2 tRNA genes and 2 rRNA genes are annotated in these 5,489 nt (G+C 50.2%); all 4 read right to left on the reverse strand.

The features are described from left to right. Nucleotides 1-67 precede the first annotated feature (67 nt). Nucleotides 68-2,902: ribosomal RNA gene (locus CZ360_RS00005) — 23S ribosomal RNA — on the reverse strand. A 356-nt stretch (nucleotides 2,903-3,258) separates the two neighbouring features. After that, a tRNA-Ile gene (locus CZ360_RS00010) sits at nucleotides 3,259-3,335 on the reverse strand. Between the two features lie 69 nt (nucleotides 3,336-3,404). Further along, nucleotides 3,405-3,480: transfer RNA gene (locus tag CZ360_RS00015), tRNA-Ala, on the reverse strand. Between the two features lie 196 nt (nucleotides 3,481-3,676). Further along, nucleotides 3,677-5,203, reverse strand: a 16S ribosomal RNA gene (locus CZ360_RS00020). Together the 16S and 23S rRNA genes with 2 tRNA genes alongside form the textbook arrangement of a ribosomal RNA operon. Nucleotides 5,204-5,489 lie beyond the last annotated feature (286 nt).

Raw genomic sequence — 5,489 nt, forward strand, 5'->3', positions numbered from 1 at the left:
TGGTATCCTCAAAACCGAATAATTATGAAGGAGAAACATAGTAAAGCTCGAGACTCAAACATTCTTTGAGGTCAAGCCCTCGACCGATTAGTACTCGCTAGCTGAACATGTCACCATGCTTACACTTTGAGCCTATCTACCTCGTAGTCTACAAGGGGTCTTACCTGATTAACTCAGTGGGATATCTTATCTTGAGGTCGGCTTCACGCTTAGATGCCTTCAGCGTTTATCCGTTCCGCACATAGCTGCCCAGCTGTGCCAGTAGGCCTGACAACTGGTGCACCAGAGGTGCGTCCATCCCGGTCCTCTCGTACTAGGGACAGCTCCTCTCAAATATCCTGCGCCCACGACAGATAGGGACCGAACTGTCTCACGACGTTCTGAACCCAGCTCGCGTACCGCTTTAATTGGCGAACAGCCAAACCCTTGGGACCGAATACAGCCCCAGGATGCGATGAGCCGACATCGAGGTGCCAAACCTCCCCGTCGATGTGGACTCTTGGGGGAGATCAGCCTGTTATCCCCAGGGTAGCTTTTATCCGTTGAGCGACGGCAATTCCACTCTCATACCGCCGGATCACTAACTCCAACTTTCGTTACTGCTCGACCCGTCAGTCTCGCAGTTAGGCTCGCTTTTGCGTTTACACTCAAGAGCATGGTTTCCGTCCATGCTGAGCGAACCTTTGAGCGCCTCCGTTACTCTTTTGGAGGCGACCGCCCCAGTCAAACTGCCCACCTAACGATGTCCCCCGACCAGATTCATGGCCGCAGGTTAGAATTTCAGTACATAAAGAGTGGTATCCCAAGGCTGACTCCACATAAGCTGACGCCTATGCTTCCTAGTCTCCCACCTATCCTGTACATCACATACCAAAATCCAACATTAAGCTACAGTAAAGCTCCATGGGGTCTTTCCGTCTAGTCGCGGGTAACCGGCATCTTCACCGGTACTACAATTTCGCCGGGCGGGTTGTTGAGACAGTGCCCAGATCGTTACACCATTCGTGCGGGTCAGAACTTACCTGACAAGGAATTTCGCTACCTTAGGACCGTTATAGTTACGGCCGCCGTTTACCGGGGCTTCAATTCAGAGCTCTCACTCCTCCTCTTAACCTTCCGGCACCGGGCAGGTGTCAGCCCCTATACGTCATCTTTCGATTTAGCAGAGACCTGTGTTTTTGCTAAACAGTCGCCTGGGCCTATTCTCTGCGGCTCATTTTCATGAGCACCCCTTCTCCCGAAGTTACGGGGTCAACTTGCCGAGTTCCTTAACAACCCTTCTCCCGTTGGCCTTAGAATTCTCTTCCTAACTACCTGTGTCGGTTTGCGGTACGGGCTCCTCGGATATTCACAGAACTTTTCTCGCCTTCCTCTAAGCATGCTTCCCTACTTGATTTCGGTCCCTTTCGACCGGGTCTACCATCGCCCGGCTCATGCCCTTTGAAAGTGTCCTTCTGCTTAAATCCTTTGGAGGCTACGGAATCTCAACCGTATGTGCATCGGCTACGCCTCTCGGCCTCACCTTAGCTCCCGGCTAACTAGGAGCGGACGAACCTTCCTCCTAAAACCTTAGTCTTTCGGCCATTATGATTCTCACATAATTCTCGCTACTCATTCCGGCATTCTCACTCGTATATCGTCCACCACCGCTTTCGCTATGACTTCTCCCAATATACGACGCTCCCCTACCCAGTATTTACATACTGCCCAAGCTTCGGTGTAGATTTTAGCCCCGTTAAATTTTCGGCGCAGAACCACTCGACCAGTGAGCTATTACGCACTCTTTAAATGTATGGCTGCTTCTAAGCCAACATCCTGGTTGTTTTAGCAGTTCCACATCCTTTTCCACTTAAACCTACTTTGGGACCTTAGCTGTGGGTCTGGGCTCTTTCCCTTTCGACTATGAAACTTATCTCACACAGTCTGACTCCCATAAAACAATTATCCGGCATTCAGAGTTTGATAGGGTTCGGTAATCTCTCGACCCCTAGCCCATTCAGTGCTTTACCTCCGGTAATCTATTATGAGGCTAGCCCTAAAGCTATTTCGGGGAGAACCAGCTATATCCGGGTTCGATTGGAATTTCACCGCTATCCACACCTCATCCGCCGCCTTTTCAACGGAGGTCGGTTCGGCCCTCCATTGGGTCTTACCCCAACTTCAGCCTGGACATGGATAGGTCACCCGGTTTCGGGTCATTCGCATGCAACTGTACGCCCTTTTCAGACTCGGCTTCCCTTCGGCTCCACACCTTAAGTGCTTAACCTTGCTACATACGAATACTCGCCGGACCATTCTACAATAGGTACCATATCACACGTTGACGTGCTCTATGTGCTTGTAGGCACAGGGTTTCAGGTTCTCTTTCACTCCCCTCCCGGGGTGCTTTTCACCTTTCCTTCACAGTACTTTTCGCTATCGGTCATTAGGTAGTGTTTAGGCTTGGAGGGTGGTCCCCCCTGCTTCCCACGGGGTTTCTCGTGTCCCGCGGTACTCTGGATCCTGCTCAGCGCCTCAAGTTTTCGTTTACATGACTCTCACATTCTCTGGTGTGCCTTCCCATGCACTTCAACTAACTCTCAGCGATCTTAATTGCAGTCCGCAACCCCAAATCTATTTCTAGACTTGGTTTGGCCTCCTCCGCGTTCGCTCGCCACTACTTGCGGAATCTCGGTTGATTTCTCTTCCTCGCCCTACTTAGATGTTTCAGTTCAGGCGGTTCCCCCAGTATACCTATGTATTCAGTATACTGTGATACGACGTTACTCGTACCGGATTGCTCCATTCGGATATCTGCGGATCAATGTCTGCTTACGACTCCCCGCAGCTTTTCGCAGTTAGCCACGTCCTTCTTCGGCTCCTAATGCCAAGGCATTCGCCCTGCGCCCTTTCTAGCTTGACCTCTTTCTGGTCCAGAGTTAAAAGCTCTCGCTTTTTACTCTTCTTATGCTCGTTTCTCTCATAATGCTTCGCTATTAATTCTTTCTCCAACAAGATCTGTTTGAAATTGTATCTTCCAGTTCACTAAAAGCGAACTGTTACCCATCTCTAGAAATTTCTTCCTTTTGATGTGCGCTTTGATATTTTAATTTCGCATTCTTGCTTTCATAATTATTCAGTTTTCAAGATACCAAGAGTAAAAGGCAAAGCCTTTAACTCTCTGAAAAAACACTGTCAGGACAACGTCCTTTCCTGCGCTTCGCGCACCGTGTTTTTCCTTCAGGTCCTTCCCTTGATTCTCATCAAGTTCAAAACCTTTGGTGGGCTCAAGTGGACTCGAACCACCGACCTCACGCTTATCAGGCGTGCGCTCTAACCACCTGAGCTATGAGCCCATTTCTTTCGGTCAGATCCTCGGCTTCTTCGAAACACAACCTGTTCCCATCTCCTACTTCTTCAGTAGGTGGTGGAGATGAGGAGGATCGAACTCCTGACCCCCTGCGTGCAAGGCAGGTGCTCTCCCAGCTGAGCTACACCCCCAATTTCTCAAGGGTCGGTTATGCCGCTTTCTTCCCACTCTATTCTCTTTTTGAAGATCCCTTTTCTCTATGGATCCTCAAAATTAAACAATGTATCCGGCTCAGAACGCTGCACCGTTGTAACGAGCTCTCCTCCAACAGATTCCTCTGTTGTCTGACCGAGAAATTTGACCGTCTTACCGGTCACTTCTCCATAGAAAGGAGGTGATCCAGCCGCACCTTCCGATACGGCTACCTTGTTACGACTTCACCCCAATCATCAACCCCACCTTCGACGACGTCCCCCTTGCGGTTAGACTATCGGCTTCGGGTGTTGCCAACTCTCATGGTGTGACGGGCGGTGTGTACAAGGCCCGGGAACGTATTCACCGCGGCATGCTGATCCGCGATTACTAGCAATTCCGGCTTCATGCAGGCGGGTTGCAGCCTGCAATCCGAACTGAGACTATTTTTAGGGGTTTGCTCCATGTCACCATCTTGCTTCCCTCTGTTAATAGCCATTGTAGTACGTGTGTAGCCCAGGTCATAAGGGGCATGATGATTTGACGTCATCCCCACCTTCCTCCGTTTTGTCAACGGCAGTCCGTCTAGAGTGCTCTTGCGTAGCAACTAAACGTAAGGGTTGCGCTCGTTGCGGGACTTAACCCAACATCTCACGACACGAGCTGACGACAACCATGCACCACCTGTCTATGCGCCCCGAAGGGCTTCACCTATCTCTAGGCTATGCGCACGATGTCAAGACCTGGTAAGGTTCTTCGCGTTGCTTCGAATTAAACCACATACTCCACTGCTTGTGCGGGCCCCCGTCAATTCCTTTGAGTTTCAACCTTGCGGTCGTACTCCCCAGGTGGATTACTTATTGTGTTAACTCCGGCACGGAAGGGGTCAGTCCCCCCCACACCTAGTAATCATCGTTTACAGCGTGGACTACCAGGGTATCTAATCCTGTTTGCTACCCACGCTTTCGAGCCTCAGCGTCAGTTAAAGCCCAGCAGGCCGCCTTCGCCACTGGTGTTCCTCCTAATATTTACGCATTTCACCGCTACACTAGGAATTCCGCCTGCCTCTACTTCACTCAAGAACTGCAGTTTTGAACGCGGCTACGGGTTAAGCCCGTAGATTTGACATTCAACTTGCAATCCCGCCTACGCTCCCTTTACACCCAGTAATTCCGGACAACGCTCGCTACCTACGTATTACCGCGGCTGCTGGCACGTAGTTAGCCGTAGCTTCCTCCTTGGCTACCGTCATTATCTTCACCAAGGACAGAGGTTTACAATCCGAAAACCTTCTTCCCTCACTCGGCGTCGCTGCATCAGGGTTTCCCCCATTGTGCAATATTCCCCACTGCTGCCTCCCGTAGGAGTCTGGGCCGTGTCTCAGTCCCAATGTGGCCGTTCAACCTCTCAGTCCGGCTACCAATCGTCGCCTTGGTGGGCCGTTACCTCACCAACTAGCTAATTGGACGCGAGTCCATCTTTCAGCGGATTGCTCCTTTGATATCAAATCCATGCGAATTTAATATGTTATGCGGTATTAGCGTTCGTTTCCAAACGTTATCCCCCTCTGAAAGGCAGGTTACTCACGCGTTACTCACCCGTCCGCCACTAAGCTGTACCAATCTCTTTCCGAAGAATTCGTTCGATGCAGCTTCGTTCGACTTGCATGTGTTAGGCGCGCCGACAGCGTTCGTCCTGAGCCAGGATCAAACTCTTTGTTTCATTCTATTAATACAGAAATTCCTTCCTGTCTTAATCAAAGCTTCTTTTCCTGCTCATTACTTCTCTGTACAGTTCACTCTCTTGAATCGGGGTTCGATTCTTTTCAAGCTTTTTTGTTCTTCTTACCTTTTACATTGTTTAATTTTCAAGATCCATCTTCGTCCCCGCCCTCTCGAGCGGCAACTTGTTTATTCTATCACACCTCATCGCTTTTGTCAAGAACTTTTTTTCCTTGGCCGGGATTCCTTTCCTCCCTCTCGCTGCGGTGCTTCGCTATTATATCACA

This window comes from Massiliimalia massiliensis, assembly GCF_900155615.1.
GTDB classification, from domain to species: Bacteria; Bacillota; Clostridia; order Oscillospirales; family Ruminococcaceae; genus Massiliimalia; species Massiliimalia massiliensis.